Source organism: Chryseobacterium scophthalmum (assembly GCF_900143185.1).
Classification (GTDB): domain Bacteria; phylum Bacteroidota; class Bacteroidia; order Flavobacteriales; family Weeksellaceae; genus Chryseobacterium; species Chryseobacterium scophthalmum.
This window is the reverse complement of the sequence record NZ_FSRQ01000002.1, coordinates 821,522-839,195: the sequence shown is the minus strand read 5'-3', so window position 1 is coordinate 839,195 and position 17,674 is coordinate 821,522. Positions and strand designations below refer to the sequence as shown.

33 protein-coding genes are annotated in these 17,674 nt (G+C 34.6%); 3 read left to right on the top strand and 30 right to left on the bottom strand.

Annotation, left to right across the window (positions count from 1 at the left end; translation table 11 throughout):
* Nucleotides 1-140: 140 nt before the first annotated feature.
* Both BUR17_RS14135 and BUR17_RS14130 read right to left on the bottom strand, forming a co-directional pair.
* Complete coding sequence (locus tag BUR17_RS14135; RefSeq protein ID WP_074230976.1) at nucleotides 141-917, bottom strand: hypothetical protein; 777 nt, start codon at nucleotides 915-917, stop codon at nucleotides 141-143.
* 5 nt (nucleotides 918-922) lie between these two features.
* Nucleotides 923-1,555, bottom strand: a complete 633-nt coding sequence (locus BUR17_RS14130; protein ID WP_074230975.1) for a response regulator transcription factor — start codon at nucleotides 1,553-1,555, stop codon at nucleotides 923-925.
* A 171-nt stretch (nucleotides 1,556-1,726) separates the two neighbouring features.
* On the opposite strand from BUR17_RS14130, the gene BUR17_RS14125 reads away from it, so the two are divergent.
* On the top strand, nucleotides 1,727-2,155 hold the full coding sequence (locus tag BUR17_RS14125) for a hypothetical protein (protein WP_074230974.1): 429 nt from the start codon (nucleotides 1,727-1,729) through the stop codon (nucleotides 2,153-2,155).
* Between the two features lie 57 nt (nucleotides 2,156-2,212).
* Here the strand turns inward: BUR17_RS14125 and rplQ are convergent, their stop codons facing one another.
* The 28 genes from rplQ to rplC all read right to left on the bottom strand — a co-directional run bounded on the left by rplQ (nucleotide 2,213) and on the right by rplC (nucleotide 16,027).
* Nucleotides 2,213-2,731, bottom strand: a complete 519-nt coding sequence (rplQ, locus tag BUR17_RS14120) for a 50S ribosomal protein L17 (protein WP_074230973.1) — start codon at nucleotides 2,729-2,731, stop codon at nucleotides 2,213-2,215.
* 6 nt (nucleotides 2,732-2,737) lie between these two features.
* Nucleotides 2,738-3,733: a DNA-directed RNA polymerase subunit alpha gene (locus BUR17_RS14115; RefSeq protein WP_074230972.1), complete on the bottom strand. Its 996-nt coding sequence runs from the start codon at nucleotides 3,731-3,733 to the stop codon at nucleotides 2,738-2,740.
* Nucleotides 3,734-3,766: 33 nt separating this feature from the next.
* Nucleotides 3,767-4,375: a 30S ribosomal protein S4 gene (gene rpsD, locus BUR17_RS14110; protein ID WP_074230971.1), complete on the bottom strand. Its 609-nt coding sequence runs from the start codon at nucleotides 4,373-4,375 to the stop codon at nucleotides 3,767-3,769.
* A 19-nt stretch (nucleotides 4,376-4,394) separates the two neighbouring features.
* The gene (gene rpsK, locus BUR17_RS14105) at nucleotides 4,395-4,784 is read right to left on the bottom strand and encodes a 30S ribosomal protein S11 (protein ID WP_066679832.1); all 390 of its coding nucleotides are present in this window, start codon (nucleotides 4,782-4,784) and stop codon (nucleotides 4,395-4,397) included.
* Between the two features lie 12 nt (nucleotides 4,785-4,796).
* Nucleotides 4,797-5,174 (bottom strand): 30S ribosomal protein S13, encoded by a 378-nt coding sequence (rpsM, locus tag BUR17_RS14100; protein ID WP_074230970.1) that lies wholly within the window; start codon nucleotides 5,172-5,174, stop codon nucleotides 4,797-4,799.
* A 3-nt stretch (nucleotides 5,175-5,177) separates the two neighbouring features.
* Nucleotides 5,178-5,294, bottom strand: coding sequence for a 50S ribosomal protein L36 (gene rpmJ, locus BUR17_RS14095; protein WP_007839480.1), 117 nt, complete (start codon nucleotides 5,292-5,294; stop codon nucleotides 5,178-5,180).
* 111 nt (nucleotides 5,295-5,405) lie between these two features.
* Nucleotides 5,406-5,621 carry a translation initiation factor IF-1 gene (gene infA / locus BUR17_RS14090; protein ID WP_029297754.1) on the bottom strand — a complete coding sequence of 72 codons (216 nt, stop codon included), beginning with the start codon at nucleotides 5,619-5,621 and terminating at the stop codon, nucleotides 5,406-5,408.
* Between the two features lie 3 nt (nucleotides 5,622-5,624).
* Nucleotides 5,625-7,004 carry a preprotein translocase subunit SecY gene (gene secY, locus BUR17_RS14085; RefSeq protein ID WP_074230969.1) on the bottom strand — a complete coding sequence of 460 codons (1,380 nt, stop codon included), beginning with the start codon at nucleotides 7,002-7,004 and terminating at the stop codon, nucleotides 5,625-5,627.
* A gap of 9 nt (nucleotides 7,005-7,013) precedes the next feature.
* Nucleotides 7,014-7,463 (bottom strand): 50S ribosomal protein L15, encoded by a 450-nt coding sequence (gene rplO / locus BUR17_RS14080; RefSeq protein ID WP_074230968.1) that lies wholly within the window; start codon nucleotides 7,461-7,463, stop codon nucleotides 7,014-7,016.
* Nucleotides 7,464-7,482: 19 nt separating this feature from the next.
* Nucleotides 7,483-7,659 (bottom strand): 50S ribosomal protein L30, encoded by a 177-nt coding sequence (rpmD, locus tag BUR17_RS14075; RefSeq protein WP_007839493.1) that lies wholly within the window; start codon nucleotides 7,657-7,659, stop codon nucleotides 7,483-7,485.
* Nucleotides 7,660-7,669: 10 nt separating this feature from the next.
* Nucleotides 7,670-8,191 (bottom strand): 30S ribosomal protein S5, encoded by a 522-nt coding sequence (gene rpsE / locus BUR17_RS14070; protein WP_034678028.1) that lies wholly within the window; start codon nucleotides 8,189-8,191, stop codon nucleotides 7,670-7,672.
* Between the two features lie 18 nt (nucleotides 8,192-8,209).
* Nucleotides 8,210-8,563: a 50S ribosomal protein L18 gene (gene rplR / locus BUR17_RS14065; protein WP_074230967.1), complete on the bottom strand. Its 354-nt coding sequence runs from the start codon at nucleotides 8,561-8,563 to the stop codon at nucleotides 8,210-8,212.
* A 14-nt stretch (nucleotides 8,564-8,577) separates the two neighbouring features.
* A complete protein-coding gene (rplF, locus tag BUR17_RS14060) occupies nucleotides 8,578-9,123 on the bottom strand; it encodes a 50S ribosomal protein L6 (RefSeq protein WP_074230966.1) in 546 nt (181 codons plus the stop codon).
* Between the two features lie 17 nt (nucleotides 9,124-9,140).
* The gene (gene rpsH / locus BUR17_RS14055) at nucleotides 9,141-9,539 is read right to left on the bottom strand and encodes a 30S ribosomal protein S8 (protein WP_074230965.1); all 399 of its coding nucleotides are present in this window, start codon (nucleotides 9,537-9,539) and stop codon (nucleotides 9,141-9,143) included.
* A 147-nt stretch (nucleotides 9,540-9,686) separates the two neighbouring features.
* Complete coding sequence (gene rpsN, locus BUR17_RS14050) at nucleotides 9,687-9,956, bottom strand: 30S ribosomal protein S14 (protein ID WP_047442254.1); 270 nt, start codon at nucleotides 9,954-9,956, stop codon at nucleotides 9,687-9,689.
* Between the two features lie 3 nt (nucleotides 9,957-9,959).
* Entirely contained in the window at nucleotides 9,960-10,511 is a 552-nt protein-coding gene (gene rplE / locus BUR17_RS14045) for a 50S ribosomal protein L5 (protein WP_074230964.1), read from the bottom strand.
* A gap of 13 nt (nucleotides 10,512-10,524) precedes the next feature.
* Nucleotides 10,525-10,851: a 50S ribosomal protein L24 gene (gene rplX / locus BUR17_RS14040; RefSeq protein WP_074230963.1), complete on the bottom strand. Its 327-nt coding sequence runs from the start codon at nucleotides 10,849-10,851 to the stop codon at nucleotides 10,525-10,527.
* Between the two features lie 21 nt (nucleotides 10,852-10,872).
* Nucleotides 10,873-11,241, bottom strand: coding sequence for a 50S ribosomal protein L14 (gene rplN / locus BUR17_RS14035; protein WP_034684837.1), 369 nt, complete (start codon nucleotides 11,239-11,241; stop codon nucleotides 10,873-10,875).
* Nucleotides 11,242-11,243: 2 nt separating this feature from the next.
* The gene (gene rpsQ / locus BUR17_RS14030) at nucleotides 11,244-11,498 is read right to left on the bottom strand and encodes a 30S ribosomal protein S17 (protein ID WP_065400323.1); all 255 of its coding nucleotides are present in this window, start codon (nucleotides 11,496-11,498) and stop codon (nucleotides 11,244-11,246) included.
* A 14-nt stretch (nucleotides 11,499-11,512) separates the two neighbouring features.
* On the bottom strand, nucleotides 11,513-11,698 hold the full coding sequence (gene rpmC, locus BUR17_RS14025) for a 50S ribosomal protein L29 (protein WP_074230962.1): 186 nt from the start codon (nucleotides 11,696-11,698) through the stop codon (nucleotides 11,513-11,515).
* 12 nt (nucleotides 11,699-11,710) lie between these two features.
* On the bottom strand, nucleotides 11,711-12,136 hold the full coding sequence (gene rplP, locus BUR17_RS14020; protein WP_050378488.1) for a 50S ribosomal protein L16: 426 nt from the start codon (nucleotides 12,134-12,136) through the stop codon (nucleotides 11,711-11,713).
* A gap of 78 nt (nucleotides 12,137-12,214) precedes the next feature.
* A complete protein-coding gene (gene rpsC, locus BUR17_RS14015; protein ID WP_074230961.1) occupies nucleotides 12,215-12,952 on the bottom strand; it encodes a 30S ribosomal protein S3 in 738 nt (245 codons plus the stop codon).
* An 8-nt stretch (nucleotides 12,953-12,960) separates the two neighbouring features.
* Entirely contained in the window at nucleotides 12,961-13,359 is a 399-nt protein-coding gene (gene rplV, locus BUR17_RS14010; RefSeq protein WP_066679843.1) for a 50S ribosomal protein L22, read from the bottom strand.
* 2 nt (nucleotides 13,360-13,361) lie between these two features.
* The gene (gene rpsS / locus BUR17_RS14005) at nucleotides 13,362-13,640 is read right to left on the bottom strand and encodes a 30S ribosomal protein S19 (protein ID WP_055861765.1); all 279 of its coding nucleotides are present in this window, start codon (nucleotides 13,638-13,640) and stop codon (nucleotides 13,362-13,364) included.
* Between the two features lie 2 nt (nucleotides 13,641-13,642).
* A complete protein-coding gene (gene rplB / locus BUR17_RS14000; RefSeq protein ID WP_074230960.1) occupies nucleotides 13,643-14,464 on the bottom strand; it encodes a 50S ribosomal protein L2 in 822 nt (273 codons plus the stop codon).
* 22 nt (nucleotides 14,465-14,486) lie between these two features.
* Complete coding sequence (rplW, locus tag BUR17_RS13995; RefSeq protein ID WP_047442263.1) at nucleotides 14,487-14,777, bottom strand: 50S ribosomal protein L23; 291 nt, start codon at nucleotides 14,775-14,777, stop codon at nucleotides 14,487-14,489.
* A 3-nt stretch (nucleotides 14,778-14,780) separates the two neighbouring features.
* Nucleotides 14,781-15,410, bottom strand: coding sequence for a 50S ribosomal protein L4 (gene rplD, locus BUR17_RS13990; RefSeq protein ID WP_066679846.1), 630 nt, complete (start codon nucleotides 15,408-15,410; stop codon nucleotides 14,781-14,783).
* On the bottom strand, nucleotides 15,401-16,027 hold the full coding sequence (gene rplC / locus BUR17_RS13985) for a 50S ribosomal protein L3 (RefSeq protein WP_074230959.1): 627 nt from the start codon (nucleotides 16,025-16,027) through the stop codon (nucleotides 15,401-15,403). The genes rplD and rplC overlap by 10 nt, the downstream gene beginning before the upstream one ends.
* A gap of 240 nt (nucleotides 16,028-16,267) precedes the next feature.
* Between rplC and BUR17_RS13980 the strand changes: the two genes are divergently transcribed.
* Nucleotides 16,268-16,681, top strand: coding sequence for a hypothetical protein (locus BUR17_RS13980; protein ID WP_074230958.1), 414 nt, complete (start codon nucleotides 16,268-16,270; stop codon nucleotides 16,679-16,681).
* Nucleotides 16,681-17,652: a hypothetical protein gene (locus BUR17_RS13975; protein WP_074230957.1), complete on the top strand. Its 972-nt coding sequence runs from the start codon at nucleotides 16,681-16,683 to the stop codon at nucleotides 17,650-17,652. Before BUR17_RS13980 ends, BUR17_RS13975 begins: the two co-directional genes overlap by 1 nt.
* Nucleotides 17,653-17,674: the final 22 nt, after the last annotated feature.

The following is a 17,674-nucleotide window of genomic DNA, read 5'->3' as shown; positions in this document are numbered from 1 at the left end:
TCTAAAATTTTCGCAAACACTAAAATTTCAGACAATAATATAAATGTGAAGTATATCCACAAAAATCTTTGTCTTGCAATCTTATTTATAAGCGACAATGCAAGACAAAGTGTAATTATTAGAATGTATAAGTAAAACATTTAGCAATCATTTGGCGGAGATACACAGAAATTATCATAAAGCACAGTTTTCTCAAGTTTATAAGCTGTGCCACTTGAATCGAAAGTTATTCGTACTGCTATTAAAGTAATATAATTTTTTTGATTATTCTTACCAGTTTGCGGAGAACTATCTTTTGTTATAATTCCGGGAAATAAAAGAATCATAGACAAATCGTCATTAATTGCAAGCTGTTTAAAACTGCTTATAGGAATAGATATTTCTTTCGTATTTTCGTGTATACTACTATTAAGACCATTAATTCTTTTATTCATAACTGCGTAAAGATTTGCTTTAAATACGCTATTCATAATTGTGAAAGATGAATCTGTCACCTTATTATATTCTCCCAAATTAAAATTAAATCTTTCTCCATTTCCATTCTCATATAGAACATCTAATACTCCATCACTTTCAGTAAATAAAAATTTAATATTATCATTAGGATTTTTATCGTTGAGGATTTTATTATATGCCTTTTTATCAATGGCTAAAAGTCTTGGAAATTTATCTTCTTCCGGAAAACTCTTAGAATATGATTTCGTATATTCCATTGCTAAACTGTCTGGAATTTCAGTAAGAATTCTTGCCAAATTAATTTGAAAAAAACTCTTTTCAATTTTTAACCTAGTTGTATCCTGCTGTAAATTTGATGGGATTTTATTTTCAGTAATTTTTGAATCTTTTTTATTACAACTTGAAAATATCAAACTTAATAATAAGATCCATAACAAGTTCTTTCCTAAAATTGTTCTCATAACTCTTAGTTTTTAAAATGGTTAAATTTATTAATAGCCTCCACTTTGTTATTGACGTGAAGTTTTCTGTAGATATTTCCGACGTGTTTTTTTACGGTATCAATGCTTACAAATATTTTATCGGCAATTTCTTTGTATAAAAGCCCTTGTGATAAAAGTTCTACGATTTCTGTTTCGCGTTTTGTAAGTTCTTCAAAGTCTTTTATTTCAATCGTTTTTTTCTCAAAATGAGCCAAAACTTTTCTTGCAATTGAAAAACTCATTGGGGCACCTCCGTTGTAGACATCGCGAATAGAGCTCAGGATTTTATCCATGCTTTCGCCTTTTATAAGATAGCCCATTGCTCCGGCTTTTAGAGAATTGAAAATCATTTCGTCATTCTCAAAGCTTGTACACATAATAAATTGTGTGGTTGGAAGCTCTTTTTTTAACTTTCCAATAATATCAATTCCAAGCATATCCTGAAGTTGGATATCCATCATCACTACATCCGGAGAAATATCAGATAATTTTTTTAGAGCGGTATTTCCGTCAAAAAACTGAGCAATCACCTTCATATCATTTTGATAATCGATGACTTTCTTCAACGCATTGTTGTAGTTTTTTTCGTCTTCTACTATGGCGATAGAAATGCTCATATTGTTTGTTGTTTGTAAAGACAAATTTCAACAGAAAACAAAACAGAAACAATTACACTTTTGTGTAATAATAGAATTTTGAGTTGAGGTTATTGGTTTGTTTTTTGTTTTTATTAAATTTAAAGAAAATTTGGCAATTAATTAAAATTAATAATATCAAAAATAAACTCAATGAAAAAAGAACTTATCCTATCGATTGGCATCTTGATGTTTTCGCTATCAAGTTGCAAAAAATCGACAGAAGGAAATAAAGGAATTATAAAAGCAGATTCTGCAAACACAGAAATTCTTGCTGATAATGGAGCTGTAGATTCTACGATTGCTTATAATACAGATATCAATGGCAAGAAAAGCATAAAGACAGATTATGTTTACAAAGCTACCGACAAATCTTTGGTAAAAGTGGTTTTCAACTATGATCCTAAAAACAGAACTGTTTCTATTACCAATAATAATAAAACATTCGTGTTGGAGAAATCTGAAGCGAAAGTAAACGAGACGATTTATAAAAAAGATGATATGACCGCTACCGTAAAAGGCGACAGCTTAATTATTCATCAGGGAAATAATATTATCGAATTGGAAAGAACCAAAATTTAAAGCATAAAAAAACCGTTCAGAAATCTGAACGGTTTTTTATTTATATCCGGATGAATATTATTCTCCAGCTTTTTCTTCAGTAGAATCTGTTGATTCAGCTTTAGGCTCTTCAACTTTTTCTTCTGCTACAGGAGCAGCTTCAACAGCTACTTTTGCAGTAGTAGATCTTCTACTTCTTCTTGTCGTCTTTTTCTCCTCAGCATTAGGATTGTAAAGTTCGTTGAAATCAACAAGCTCGATAAGAGCCATGTCAGCAGCATCACCTTGTCTGAAACCAGTCTTGATGATTCTTGTATAACCTCCGTTTCTTTCTGCGATTTTAGGAGCTACTGTTCTGAAAAGTTCAGTAACTGCTTCTTTACTTTGAAGATATGCGAAAACAATTCTTCTATTGTGTGTAGTATCTTCTTTTGCCTTTGTTAATAGAGGCTCAACATATACTCTTAAAGCTTTCGCTTTAGCTACAGTAGTGTTGATTCTCTTATGCTCAATTAGAGAACAAGCCATATTAGAAAGTAACGCGCTTCTGTGAGAAGAAGTTCTTCCTAAGTGATTGAATTTTTTACCGTGTCTCATTATTATTTAATTATCAGCGTCTAATTTATATTTTGCAACGTCGAAACCGAAGTTAAGACCTTTTGAATGCACCAATTCTTCTAGTTCTGTCAAAGATTTTTTACCAAAATTTCTGAATTTCATCAAATCAGACTTACTATAAGAAACAAGCTCACCTAGAGTTTCTACTTCAGCTGCTTTCAGACAGTTTAGGGCTCTTACAGAAAGATCCATATCTGCTAATTTAGACTTAAGTAGTTGTCTTGTGTGAAGTGTCTCTTCATCGTATTGGATAGATGCTTTCACAGCTTCAGTCTCCAAAGTGATTCTCTCATCAGAGAACAACATGAAGTGATAAATTAATATCTTAGAAGCTTCAGTTAAAGCATTCTGAGGGCTGATTGAGCCATCAGTTTCTATATCCAAAACCAATTTTTCGTAGTCTGTTTTTTGCTCTACACGGTAATTTTCAATACTATACTGTACTTTTTTAATCGGCGTAAAGATAGAATCAATAGCAATAGTACCTACAGGTGCATTGTTTGATTTGTTTTGTTCAGAAGGAACGTATCCTCTTCCCTTTTCTATATTAAACGTGATTTCAAAAGTAACATCAGAGTTTAGGTTACAGATCATCAAATCTGGATTCAAGATTTCAAATCCGTTGATAGACTGTCCTAAATCTCCAGCAGTAATTACAGTTTGACCAGAAACTTTAGCAACTACCTGCTCTGAAGCCTGGTTTTCTGCTGTAGCTTTAAGTCTTACTTGCTTAAGGTTAAGAATAATCTCGGTAACGTCTTCAATTACTCCTGGGATAGTTGAAAATTCGTGCTCTACACCTTCTATTTTGATAGATGAAATAGCGTATCCTTCCAGAGAAGAAAGCAACACTCTTCTCAAAGCATTACCGATTGTAAGCCCGAAACCTGGTTCTAAAGGACGAAATTCGAATTGACCTTTAAATTCATCAGAGTTAAGTAGAATTACTTTATCGGGTTTTATGAATTGTAAAATTGCCATATTGTTGGGTTGAGCAAAAAATTGATTAAAAAATTATTTAGAGTAAAGTTCGACGATAAGCTGTTCCTTGATGTCTTCCGGGATTTGGATTCTTTCAGGAGCAGAAATGAAGGTACCTTCTTTTTTCTCGTCGTTGAATTGTAACCACTCATAGTTTGCTTTTGATGCCAAAGCATCAGCAACAACCTCTAGAGACTTAGATTTTTCTCTTACAGCGATTACATCACCAGCTTTTACTAAATAAGATGGGATGTTAAGGATCTCACCATTTACAGTAATGTGTCTGTGAGAAGTTAATTGTCTTGCACCAGATCTGGTTTTAGCAAAACCTAATCTGTAAACAACGTTATCCAATCTTGATTCGCAAAGTTGTAATAGAACTTCACCTGTTACACCTTTACTTCTGTGAGCTTTTTCAAAAAGGTTAGCAAATTGTCTTTCTAAAATACCGTAAGTATATTTAGCTTTTTGCTTTTCCATTAACTGAACAGCATATTCAGATTTCTTTGCTCCTCTTCTTTTGTTAGGACCGTGTTGTCCTGGCGGTTGGTTTTTTCTTTTCTCGAAGTTTTTATCATCTCCGTAGATTGCAGCACCAAACTTTCTAGCAATCTTAGTTTTAGGTCCAATATATCTTGCCATAATGGGTAAATTCTAAAAATTAAACTCTTCTTCTTTTCGGTGGTCTACATCCATTGTGTGGCATAGGAGTAACGTCAATAATTTCGCTAACTTCGATACCTGAATTGTGAATAGTTCTGATAGCAGATTCTCTACCTGCACCTGGACCTTTCACATACACCTTTACTCTTCTAAGACCCGCTTCGTGAGCTACAGTAGAGCAATTTTCTGCTGCCATTTGAGCAGCAAAAGGAGTGTTCTTTTTAGAACCTCTGAACCCCATTTTACCGGCAGATGCCCAAGAGATAACCTCTCCGCTTTTATTTGTTAAAGAAATGATGATGTTATTGAAAGAAGCTTGAATATGCGCTTCTCCTATAGCCTCAACTTTTACTTTTCTTTTTTTAACTACTTTAGTTTGTTTTGCCATAATTCCTAACGATTATTTACTTGCTTTTTTCTTGTTAGCAACAGTTTTTCTCTTTCCTTTACGGGTTCTAGAGTTGTTTTTCGTTCTCTGGCCTCTTAAAGGTAGTCCTAGTCTGTGACGTATTCCTCGTTGGCATCCTATGTCCATCAATCTCTTGATGTTCAATTGCACTTCAGATCTAAGCTCTCCTTCCACTTTAATGTTTTCTGAGATATAGTTTCTGATTGCAGCCAATTCATCGTCATTCCATTCGTTGACTTTCTTGTCTTCGCTGATACCGGCAGCCTTAAGGATTTCAGAAGAAGTACTTCTTCCAACTCCATAGATATAAGTTAAACCGATAACACCTCTTTTGTTTTTTGGTAAATCAATACCTGAAATTCTCGCCATAATTTAGCCTTGTCTTTGTTTAAATTTTGGGTTTTTCTTGTTGATTACAAATAGAACGCCTTTTCTACGAACGATTTTGCAATCAGCACTTCTTTTTTTAATTGATGCTCTAACTTTCATTTGAAATATTTATATTTTTTCAATAACCAAATAAAATCTACGATTTCATTTGAAAATATTTATTTTCAACAAGAGCCAAATGGAGATCCGAAGATTCCATTTGGCGTTTGTTTAATATCTAAATGTAATTCTCCCCTTTGAAAGATCGTAAGGAGACATTTCTAATTTTACCTTATCACCAGGTAATAGTTTAATATAATGCATACGCATTTTACCAGAGATATGAGCAATAAGTACATGCCCATTTTCTAGTTCTACACGGAACTGAGCGTTCGAAAGTGCTTCCGTTATAACGCCATCTTGTTCGATATGTTTTTGTTTTGCCATAAATTAATATCCAGTCGATCTTGATAATTTAGACTGCATTAAGCCATCATAATGATGATTCAGCAGATAAGTGTTAATCTGTTGAACAGTATCTAATACTACCCCAACCATAATTAGCAACGAAGTTCCCCCGAAAAATAGGGCGAACGCATCTGTCTGAACAAGACTTCCATGCACTATTGCTGGAAGGACTGCAAAGATAGATAAAAATATTGCACCTGGCAAGGTAATTTTTGATAAAATATCATCTAGGTAATCAGCAGTCTCTTTACCGGGTCTTACTTTAGGTACCAAACCGCCATTTCTCTTAAGATCATCGGCCATTTGGTTTACCGGAATTGTAATTGCGGTATAGAAAAATGAAAAGATAATAATTAATAGCGCAAACAATACGTTGTATTGCCAGCTAAAAACATTTTTGAAACCTGCAAGAAAAGTATTAGACTCATCTACTTTGGTCAACAAACCAGGTACGAACATCAATGCCTGAGCAAAGATAATCGGCATTACACCGGCTGCGTTAACTTTTAGCGGAATCCACTGTCTCGCTCCTTGCATTAGATTTCTATTTACACCTCCTCTTGCCTGAGCTCTGCTTACATACTGAATAGGGATTTTTCTTACCGCAACAGATAATACTACTGCTAAAAGAACCACCAACATCCAGAATATTACTTCAATCATAATCATGATAGAACCTAATCCTCCTTTTCCGTTTTGTACTGCAATTTCTTGTACAAATGCTTCTGGTAATCTAGATAAAATACCTACCATAATAAGGATAGAAATACCATTTCCAATACCTTTATCGGTAATTTTTTCACCTAACCACATTGCAAATACAGAACCTGCAACCAAGATAACAATACTTGGTAACCAGAACATAATAGAGTTTGGATCTATAAAGTATGCAGACTGGAACTGAGCATATGGTAAGAACAACTGAGTAATAGAAGTTAAATAAGAAGGTGCTTGTACAAGACAAACCCCAATCGTTAACCATCTAGTAATTTGATTCAATGTGTTTCTACCAGACTCTCCGTCTTTTTGAAGTTTCTGAAGATAAGGAATTGCCATCCCCATCAACTGAACAATAATAGAAGCAGAAATATAAGGCATGATACCCAACGCCATTACAGAAGCGTGGCTGAAAGCTCCTCCTGTAAACGACGAAAGCAAGCCAAGGAGACCTGCTCCTTGCTTGTTACCGCCTTGATTTTTATAATGCTCTAAGAGATCTCCTACTTCTGCAAGGTTAATCGCAGGTAAAGAGATAAAAGATGCGAATCTATACACAAGGATAATCCCTAAAGTAAATAGAATTTTATCTCTAAGTTCCTTAAGACTCCAAATATTTTTGAGGGTTTGTATAAATTCTTTCATTAGTAATTATTATAAGGTAATTGCTTTTCCACCTGCTTTAGCAATAAGCTCTTCAGCAGATTTAGTGAATTTGTCAGCAGTAATTGAAATCGCAGACTTCAATTCTCCTCTCCCCATAATTTTCACTATTTCATTTTTAGTAGCTAGACCATGCTGTACCAAAACTTCTTTTGTAATATCTCCTGTTACAGATTTATTTTCAATTAAAATTTGGATATCATCAAGATTAATAGCTCTATATTCTTTTCTGTTTACGTTTTTGAAACCGAATTTAGGTAATCTTCTTTGCAAAGGCATCTGTCCTCCTTCAAAACCGATTTTCTGAGAATAACCAGCTCTTGCTTTCTGACCTTTGTGACCTTTTGTAGAAGTACCTCCTTTTCCACTACCTTGTCCTCTACCAATTCTTTTAGAACTAAATGTAGAACCTGCAGCAGGCTTTATGTTGTTTAAATTCATTTTAAAATTATTTTAAAAATTATTTTTGAACTTCAAGTAAGTGACTAACTGCAGCTATCATTCCTAAAATAGAAGGAGTAGCTTCGTGCTCTACAACTTGGTGAAGTTTCTTAAATCCTAATGCTTCAAGCGTTCTCTTTTGGGTTTTTGTTCTACCAATAGCGCTTCTTACTTGCTTTACTTTAATTGTTGCCATTGTTTATTTATTAACCGTTAAACACTTTAGTTAGAGAAACTCCTCTCATTCTTGCAATTTCTTCTGGTCTTCTGATGTCTAACAATGCTTTGAAAGTTGCCTTTACTACATTGTGAGGGTTTGAAGATCCTTTAGATTTTGAAAGGATATCGTGAATACCAGCAGATTCTAATACCGCTCTTACCGCACCACCTGCGATAAGACCTGTACCGTGAGAAGCAGGTCTCAAGAAGATATCTGCACCACCGTATCTTGCAGTAGTCTGGTGAGGGATAGTATGGTTCATTACAGGAACTTTTACTAAGTTTTTCTTAGCATCTTCTACCGCCTTAGCAATAGCAGAAGCAACTTCCTTAGATTTTCCTAAACCAAAACCGATAGTTCCAGCTTCGTCTCCTACAACAACAATTGCAGAAAATCCGAAAGCTCTACCTCCTTTAGTTACTTTTGTTACTCTATTAACAGCTACGAGACGATCTTTAAGTTCTAATCCTCCCGGTTTTACTCTTTCTATATTATCTAGTCCTAACATATTTCCGAAATTTAATGATTAGAATTTAAGTCCTCCTTCTCTCGCACCATCAGCTAGAGCCTTAACTCTTCCGTGATATACGAATCCGTTTCTATCAAATACAATATTTTCGATTCCTGCAGCAAGGGCTTTAGCAGCGATTGCTTTACCTACAGCAGCAGAAACTTCACTTTTTGTTCCGTTAGCATCAACGCCTTTCTCTCTAGAAGAAGCTGAAGCTAAAGTTTTTCCGTCTTTATCGTCGATTAACTGAGCGTAAATTTCCTTATTACTCTTATATACAGATAATCTTGGCAAATCAGCAGATCCAGAGATTTTTCCTCTTACTCTTCTTTTGATTCTTATTCTTTTTTCTAATTTACTTAGTGCCATTTTCTTAAATTTTATTAAGCAGATTTACCAGCTTTACGTCTTACAATTTCTCCTACGAATTTCACACCTTTTCCTTTGTATGGCTCAGGTTTTCTGAAAGATCTGATCTTTGCAGCTACCATCCCTAGAAGTTGGTTGTCGTGAGACGTTAAAGTAATAATTGGGTTTTTACCTTTTTCAGTCAATGTATCAACTTTCACTTCGCTAGGAAGTTCTAAAACGATACCGTGAGAGAATCCTAAAGCTAACTCAAGTTTTTGACCTGCGTGAGAAGCTCTGTATCCTACCCCTACTAATTCTAATTTCTTTTCGAAACCAGTGTTTACACCAACGATCATATTAGCGATTAACGCTCTGTATAAACCGTGAAGTGCTCTGTGTTGTTTAGCATCAGATGGTCTGTTAACAGTTAACGTACCTTCGTTTTGCTCAATAGTAATTCCTTCTGTAAGCTCCTGAGAAAGTTCTCCTTTAGGACCTTTTACTGTAACTACACCTTCTTTTTCAGAAACTGTGATACCAGCTGGAATTGTTATAATTGCTTTACCAATTCTTGACATTTTCCTTTGATTAAAAATTAATAAACATAGCAGATTACTTCACCGCCTACTTTCTCTTCTCTAGCTTTCTTGTCAGTCATTACTCCTTTAGAAGTAGAGATGATAGAAATACCCAAACCGTTTAGTACTCTTGGAAGTTCACCTGAACCTTTGTACTGTCTCAAACCTGGTCTAGAAGCTCTTTGGATAGATTTAATAGCTGGTTTGTTGGTTTGCTTATCGTACTTCAAAGCGATTTTGATGTTTCCTTGAACAGCGTTCTCTTCAAACTTAAAGTTTAAGATATACCCTTGATCAAATAAAATCTTTGTAATCTCCTTTTTGATTTTCGATGCAGGAATTTCCACCACTTTGTGGCCTGCGCTTTGTGCGTTCCTTACTCTAGTTAGGAAATCTGAAATTGGATCTGTTACCATTTCTTTGTTTTAAATTATTGGTTAAAGAACAATCAGTTTTGAAAAGACTTGAAGATTAAAATATCAGACTTCAGAAGATCTTAGGTCTGATATTTATTTCTTTAGTATCTCGACAACTTAATTGTCCCGATTTTTAATTAGTAATTATTACCAACTAGCTTTTTTCACTCCCGGGATAAGACCGTTGTTGGCCATTTCTCTGAAAGTTACTCTTGAAATACCGAAAGTTCTCATGTAACCTCTTGGTCTACCTGTTAATTTACATCTGTTGTGTAATCTTACAGGTGAAGCGTTTTTTGGTAATTTTTGAAGTCCTTCATAATCACCTGCTTCTTTAAGAGCCTTTCTTTTTTCAGCGTATTTAGCTACAGTAGCTTCTCTTTTGCGCTCACGCGCTTTCATTGATTCTTTAGCCATTTCTTAGTTCTTTTTGAATGGTAAACCGAAGTGAGTTAATAATGCTTTAGCTTCTTTGTCTGTTTTCGCAGTAGTAACGAAAGTAATGTCCATCCCTTGGATTTTCTTTACTTTGTCGATTGCGATCTCAGGGAAGATAATCTGCTCAGTAATACCTAAGTTATAGTTACCTCTACCGTCGAAACCATCAGCTTTGATACCAGAAAAATCTCTGATACGTGGCAAAGCAGAAGAAGTTAATCTGTCTAAGAATTCGTACATTTTTGTAGCTCTAAGAGTTACCTTAGCTCCTACAGGCATACCTTTTCTTAATTTGAAAGCAGCTTCATCTTTCTTAGAGATAGTACCAACAGCCTTTTGACCAGTGATATTTGTAAGTTCTTCTACAGCATAATCGATGATCTTTTTATCAGCAGTAGCGTCTCCTAAACCTTGAGATAAAATAATTTTCTCTAGTCTTGGTACCTGCATTACTGATTTGTATCCGAATTCTTCCATCATTGCAGGAACAATCGTTTCTTTATATGCTTTTTTGGGTCTTGCTATATATTCCATGTGTTATTTAAAATTATAAAGTTTCACCCGTTTTTTTGTTGATTCTTACTTTCTTATCTCCTTCGATTTTGTAACCGATTTTGATAGCTTTTCCGTCTTTACCAACTAAAGCTACGTTTGAGATATGAAGAGAAGCTTCCTTTTCAGTAATTCCTCCTTGAGGATTTGAAGCTGAAGGCTTAACGTGTTTTTTAACGATGTTAAGTCCTGCAACGATTACTCTAGGGTCTTTTCCTTCTTTTTTGATCACTTCAATAACTTCACCAGTTTTACCTTTGATATCTTTTTTACCAGTAGTAATGATTACGTTATCTCCTCTTTTTATTTTTAACTTTGACATTTCTTTTAAAAATTTTTAAAATTAAAGTACTTCAGGAGCTAATGAAATGATTTTCATATATTCTTTGTCTCTCAACTCACGAGCAACCGGTCCGAAAACACGGGTTCCTCTCATTTCTCCTCCAGCGTTTAGTAAAACACAAGCATTGTCTTCGAATTTGATGTATGAACCATCTTTTCTTCTCACTGCTTTTTTAGTTCTTACTACAACTGCTTTAGATACCTGACCTTTTTTTGCGTTTCCTGATGGTGTAGAATCTTTAATAGTAACTACGATTTTATCACCAACTGAAGCATATCTTCTTCTGGTTCCTCCCAGAACTCTAATAACTAGTACTTCTTTTGCACCTGTGTTATCAGCAACTTTTAATCTTGATTCTGTTTGTAACATTATTACTTAGCTTTTTCAATGATTCTTACTAATCTCCATCTCTTACTCTTGCTTAAAGGTCTAGTTTCTTGGATAAGAACTGTATCTCCTTCTGCGCATTCGTTGTTTTCGTCGTGTGCAGTATATTTTTTCGTTTTCAAAACGAATTTACCGTACATCGGGTGTTTTACTCTAGTCGTTTCACTAACAACAATAGTTTTTTCCATTTTATTGCTGGAAACCACTCCGATTCTTTCTTTTCTTAAATTTCTATCCATTGTAAAAAGGAATATTATTGTTTGTTAGTTAACTCAGTATTTAATCTTGCGATTGTTTTTCTTAAATCTCTGATTTGGATCGGATTTTCAAGTGGACTGATTTTGTGAGCCAATTTCATTTTTGAAAATTGAGCTTTAGCTTCAGTCAATTTAGCTTGAACATCTTCAAGGCTTAGATTTTTAATTTCAGCTTGTTTCATAATATTCAGAGATTAAAGAGGTTTAACAAAATCGTTAGCAACTACAAATTTGGTAACTACCGGTAATTTTTGTGCAGCAAGTCTTAAAGCTTCTTTAGCGATCTCGTAAGATACTCCTCCAACTTCAAACATAATTTTACCTGGTTTTACTACAGCTACCCAATATTCCACAGCACCTTTACCTTTACCCATACGTACTTCCGCTGGTTTTTTAGTAATTGGCTTATCCGGGAAGATTTTGATCCATAGTTGACCTTCTCTCTTCATATATCTTGTTGCAGCGATACGTGCAGCTTCAATTTGTCTTGCAGTGATCCAAGCACCTTCTGTTGCTTTGATTCCGAAAGTTCCATAAGCAAGTTGATTACCTCTTTGAGCAATCCCCTTCATTTTCATCTTATGAACTCTACGGAATTTGGTTCTTTTTGGTTGTAACATAATTTCTTAAATTTTAGATTTTAGAATTTAGATTTTAAAAAAGTAACGGTCATTTAAAAACTATCCTCTAAAATTTTTTTAATTATTTTTTTTATCTCTTGAAGGTCTTCTGTTATCTCTATCTCCTCTGTTTCCACCTCCTGAAGGACCACCTTTCTTCTGTTGTCCTACTAATGGCATAAGATCTCTCTTACCGTAAACTTCTCCTTTCATGATCCAAACTTTAACTCCTAACTTACCGTACTGAGTTAATGCCTCACCGATATGATAGTCGATATCTGCTCTGAAAGTAGACAATGGGATTCTTCCGTCTTTGAAAGACTCAGATCTTGCCATTTCAGCACCGTTCAATCTACCAGAGATTTGAACTTTGATACCTTCAGCACCCATTCTCATTGTAGAAGCGATAGCCATTTTTACAGCTCTTCTGTAAGAGATTCTGTTTTCGATTTGCTTAGCAATACTGTCTGCAACTAATACTGCGTCAAGCTCAGGTCTTTTGATTTCGAAAATGTTGATTTGAATATCCTTTTTAGTAAGTTTCTTCAATTCTTCTTTTAACTTGTCAACTTCCTGACCTCCTTTACCGATGATAAGTCCCGGTCTAGCAGTAGTGATTGTTACAGTTACTAATTTAAGTGTTCTTTCAATATAGATTTTTGAAATTCCACCTTTAGATAATCTTGCTTCAAGGTATCTTCTGATTTTGTAATCTTCAGCGATTCTATCACCGTAGTTTTTACCACCAAACCAGTTTGAATCCCATCCTCTGATGATACCTAATCTGTTACCAATTGGATTTGTCTTCTGTCCCATACCTTGAATTAATTTTCTTTTGTTCCTAAGATTAGTGTAATGTGGTTTGATCTTTTTCTGATTCTGTACCCTCTACCTTGTGGAGCTGGTCTTAGTCTCTTCAATTGTCTTGCACTGTCTACAAAAATTTCTTTAACGATAAGGTTAGCTTCTTCGATATCTGCACCTTCGTTCTTAGATTGCCAGTTAGCCATCGCAGAAAGAAGTACTTTCTCTAATTTGTTTGAAGCGTCTTTTTTCGAATATTTTAGGATGCTTAAAGCTTTTTCAACTTCTACCCCTCTGATGATATCAGCTACTAATCTCATCTTTCTTGGAGATGAAGGGCAATCATTGTGTAATGCTTTTACTACATCTTGATTTGTTAATTTACGTGCTAATGCACTTTCTCTTTTTCTTGATCCCATGATTATCTGCTTCCTTTGTTTTTGTTACCACCATGACCTCTGAAAGATCTTGTTGGAGAAAATTCGCCTAGCTTATGACCAACCATGTTTTCTGTAACGTAAACCGGGATAAAAGATTTCCCGTTGTGTACAGCAATAGTTTGTCCTACAAAGTCTGGAGAGATCATAGATGCTCTAGACCAAGTTTTGATAACAGTCTTCTTACCAGACTCTACATTTGCCTGAACCTTCTTATCTAAAGTATGATGAATGAATGGTCCTTTTTTAAGTGATCTTGCCATAATTATTTTCTTTTAGATACGATGTAACGGTTAGACACTTTGTTTTTCTTTCTAGTTTTGTAACCTTTAGATGGCATACCGTTTCTAGATCTTGGGTGACCTCCAGAAGAACGTCCTTCACCACCTCCCATTGGGTGATCTACAGGGTTCATTACTACTGGTCTAGTTCTAGGTCTTCTACCTAACCATCTGCTTCTACCAGCCTTACCTGATACAGTTAACTGGTGATCAGAGTTAGATACAGATCCAATCATTGCATAACACTCAGTAAGGATCATTCTAGATTCTCCTGAAGGCAATTTGATGATTGCATATTTTCCGTCTCTTGAAGTCAACTGAGCTGAAGAACCAGCACTTCTTGCTAAAATCGCACCTTGACCAGGCTTCATTTCAACACAAGAAATTACAGTACCCAATGGAATATTTTTCAATTTCATTGCGTTACCGATGTTCGGTTCTACGCTTTCGCCAGAAATAATTTTTTGGTCAACTTTGATTCCGTTTGGAGCGATGATATATCTCTTCTCTCCGTCTGCATACTCCACTAAAGCGATGAAAGCAGTTCTGTTTGGATCGTACTCTACAGTTTTTACCGTTGCTTCAACATCATGCTTGTTTCTTTTGAAGTCGATAATTCTGTATTTCTTTTTGTGTCCACCTCCGGTGTAACGCATGGTCATTTTACCAGTTTGGTTACGTCCACCTGACTTACTAATACCAACAGTTAGAGATTTCTCTGGTTTGTTGGTAGTAATTTCCTCAAAATTATTTACAATTCTGAATCTCTGTCCTGGGGTGATAGGTTTTAATTTTCTAACAGACATTACTATTATTTATAATTAATAATTAATTTACAGCAAAAATATCGATTACTTCCCCTTCAGCAAGAGTGATAACCGCTTTTTTCAATTTGTTTGTCTTTCCTACTTGAAGACCTTTTTTCGTGTATTTCGAAGAAACTTTAGGCGCATAAATCATGGTTCTAACGTCTGCTACTTTCACACCGTAAGCTTGCTCTATTGCATTTTTAATCTGGATTTTATTCGCCTTAGGTTGCACTAAGAAAGAATAAGCACCTCTTAAATCTGTAAGATAGTTTGCTTTTTCTGAAATAACTGGTTTAATAATTAGTGACATGATTTATTTCTTTAAATTTTCCTGGAATTTTTCAACTGCACCCTCTAAGAAAACGATCTCACCTGCATTGATTAAGTCATAAGAAGAAATTTCGTTGAATTTCATAACTTTAGTCTTAGGTAAGTTTCTTGAAGATAAATATACGTTCTTGTTAGTATCAGCCAAAATGAATAGAGACTTCTTGTCATTCAATGCCAAAGCATTCAATACCGTGATGAAATCTTTAGTTTTAGGAGCAGCAATGCTTAAACCTTCAACAATTCTGATGCTGTTATCTCTCATTTTCTGAGAAAGAACAGATTTTTTAGCTAATCTCTTAAGAGCTTTGTTCAATTTGAATCTGTAGTCTCTTGGCTTAGGACCGAATACTCTACCTCCACCTCTGAAAGTAGGAGATTTAATATCACCGTATCTAGCAGAACCAGATCCTTTTTGCTTCTTAAGTTTTTTAGTAGAAGCAGTAATTTCGCTTCTTTCTTTTGATTTATGAGTACCTTGACGCTGTGCAGCAAGATATTGTTTTACTTCTAAGTAAACCGCGTGCTTGTTTGGCTCAATTCCGAAGATAGATTCGTCTAGAGTTACTTTCTTTCCGGTTTCTTTTCCTGATGTATTTAATACTACTAATTCCATTTTCTGATAATTACATAAGAATTTTTAGCTCCCGGAACAGCACCTTTTACTACTAAAAGATTTTGTTCTTGATCCACTTTTAATACTTGAAGGTTTTGTACAGTTACCTGCTTACCTCCCATTCTACCTGCCATTCTCATTCCTTTGAATACTCTTGAAGGATCCGATCCAGCACCGATAGAACCTGGAGCTCTAAGTCTGTTGTGCTGACCATGAGTAGCTTGCATTACACCTCCAAAACCGTGTCTTTTAACAACACCTTGGAAACCTTTACCTTTTGAAGTTCCTGTTACGTCAACATATTCACCTTCTGTGAACAAATCAACTTTTACTTCTTCTCCTACTTTTACTTCGTCTACGAATTCTCTGTAGAATTCTACCAACTTAGCTTTAGGAGCAGAACCAGCCTTTTTAAAATGGCCAGCCAACGCTTTACCAACGTTCTTTTCACTCTTGTCATCGAAACCCAACTGAACAGATTTGTATCCGTCCTTTTCAATGGTTCTGACCTGTAAAACTGAGCAAGGACCTGCCTGAATAACGGTACACGGCATATTTTTGCCGTTTTCGTCAAACAGAGAAGTCATCCCAATTTTTTTTCCAATAATACCTGACATTATTTATATAATATGTTATAAAATTTTCTTGTATTCACTTTCATTTTTCGAGTGCTCAAGTAATTACCAAGTTTGAATTGGGCATACTCCTCCCCTAAAATGAGTGTGCAAATGTATGAATAAAATTTAATTTGACAAATATTTCTTGCAAAATATTTTGATTTTTAATCATTTAGAGATTTGCACAGATTTTGAAAAGAATTTCTTCTGAATAATTTTTTAATTTTGAGAAAAAGTAATATGAAAAATATTTTCACCACATTCATTTTATTCTTCGGAGTCATTTCTTTTGCACAGACTGCCATTCCATTTACAGGGAAAAGAGATTTTAATATCGAAGACGGAGCCAGCGGATCCGGAACTCCTGCTTATTATTTAGATGTAAAGAAAAACGGAAATGTACACTTTGGTTTTCTGCAAATCAATCAGGCCGACGGAAAAGAAACTAAAGAAGAGATAAATGCCGGAAAATACAATCCTAAAGTAATGAAAGTTCATTTTAAAACGTATAATGAAACCTTCTATGTGAAATTTGATAAAGAGAAAATCTACCTTACCGATGAGAAAGGCAATATCAAAAAATCAGACGATTGCTGCCCTGTTTCTGAAATGGCAGAAATGAACTGTAACTGCGAAAGTATTCTTTATAAATAATGAAAATCTTACAACTTCTTTTCGTTTGTTTTTTGGTGATTTCATGTAGCGAGAAACAAAAGCACCCTTATTCATTTTATTACTGGAAAACCCACCTCAAATTAAATGAAATTGAAAAAAAATCGTTGAGTGAATCAACAAATTCAGTTTTATATACACGGTTTTTTGATGTTGATAAAGTCGGGGAAAAATTTCAGCCTGTTGCGGTAATTACTAAAGATAAAAGTTTTGAAACGGACAAGCAGATTGTTCCAACAATTTTTATAACCAATCAAACGTTTTTACATATCAAAAAAGAAGAAATACAGTTTCTGGCTGAAAGCATTCATCAACTCATTCAAAAGAAAGCTCAGGATTATCAATTAAAAATCAATGACGAAATTCAAATCGACTGCGATTGGACTGCAGGAACAAAAGATGATTATTTTGAATTTTTAAAACAGTTAAAAAAGATTTCACAAAAAGAAATTACCTGCACTTTAAGACTTCATCAGGTGAAAGATAAAGATCTTACCGGAATTCCGCCCGTTGAAAAAGTGTATCTGATGTGCTACTCTACTTCTTCGCCTTTGGAAAATTCAGATAAAAATTCAATTTTAGATTTGAATATTATGAAAAGTTACTTATCGAAGCTGGAAGAGTATCCAATTAAAAAAATTGAAGTTGCTCTTCCAATTTATTCGTGGGGAATCGTCACCAACCATTTAGGAAAACATAAACTCATTAATGCACTTTCTGCAAAAGATTTGGATAATCCTAACTTCAAAAAAATTTCCGACAACGAAATTGAAATCCTGAAAGACGGTTTTTACTTTGGAAATTTCTTAAACAAAGGCTTCAAAATAAAAGTGGAAGAAATCTCACCAGAACAACTTAATAGCGCAATAGAATTTTTAGACAAAAAAATTAGCTCTTACAACATTATATATTATCAATTAGATGGTAAATTTGTAGAAGGACGGAAATTTTAGAATGAAGGAGGCTGAAAGCTTG